Source organism: Pararhizobium sp. P1_E7 (genome assembly GCF_056405855.1).
This window is the reverse complement of sequence record NZ_JBFUBH010000233.1, coordinates 1-896: the sequence shown is the minus strand read 5'-3', so window position 1 is coordinate 896 and position 896 is coordinate 1. Positions and strand designations below refer to the sequence as shown.

The window sequence follows — 896 nt, the reverse complement described above, 5'->3', positions numbered from 1 at the left end:
ATCGTCACGCTGATCGGCCTGACGGCACTCGGCATCGGCGCGCTGGTGTTCAAATTCAACGTTGGCCTCGTCGCCATGACCGTGGCCGTTGTTCTGGCGCTGCTGTCGCCGACAACGCAGAAGGCCGCCATCGACAAGGTCAGCTGGTCGACCGTTCTGCTGATCGCCGGCATCATCACCTATGTCGGCGTCATGGAAAAAGCCGGGACGGTGGATTACGTCGCAAACGCCATCTCCAGCCTCGGCATGCCGCTCCTCGTCGCGCTCCTGCTCTGCTTTACGGGTGCCATCGTCTCGGCCTTCGCATCCTCGACCGCGCTGCTCGGCGCCATCATCCCGCTCGCCGTTCCCTTTCTGCTGCAGGGCCATGTCAGCGCGATTGGCGTGGTGGCGGCAATCGCGATCTCGACCACGATCGTCGACACCAGCCCGTTCTCCACCAATGGCGCGCTTGTCGTCGCCAATGCGCCGGATGACAGGCGAGAGCAGGTCCTGCGGCAGTTACTGATCTACAGCGCGTTAATTGCCATCATCGGACCGATCGTTGCCTGGCTGGTGTTCGTGGTGCCTGGACTGGTCTGAAACCGAGCATACATCCCGAAAGCATGCCGAATACCCTTCGGCATGGACTTCGGAGTTTTGAGGGACATCGGATTTTTTTACGCACTGGTTACGCCGTCTCAACTCTCGTTCGCGGTAGAGAAGGGCCTAGACACCAACTTGGACTGAGTGCACCGCGTTTCTTGCGTCCGATGGCGGCTGTCCTTCGCCAAACTCGTTGGTGCAGCGACATAGCAGGACATGCTGGCCGGATGTTGGGGCCCACGGCAACTCGAACCGCTGCCAACTTCTATCCTCGCGCGGACCTACAGTGGCCCTTTGCCACGAGCCTCCTC

1 protein-coding gene and 1 pseudogene are annotated in these 896 nt (G+C 60.9%); one reads left to right on the top strand and one right to left on the bottom strand.

The genetic code is table 11. The features are described 5' to 3' along the window. Window positions 1-582: SLC13 family permease (locus AC1D17_RS29135; RefSeq protein ID WP_477568663.1), on the top strand; the 582-nt coding region annotated here is incomplete at its 5' end. A gap of 126 nt (window positions 583-708) precedes the next feature. On the opposite strand, the pseudogene AC1D17_RS29130 reads toward AC1D17_RS29135, so the two are convergent. Then, window positions 709-896, bottom strand: a pseudogene (locus tag AC1D17_RS29130) (molybdopterin-dependent oxidoreductase); the annotation flags it as partial.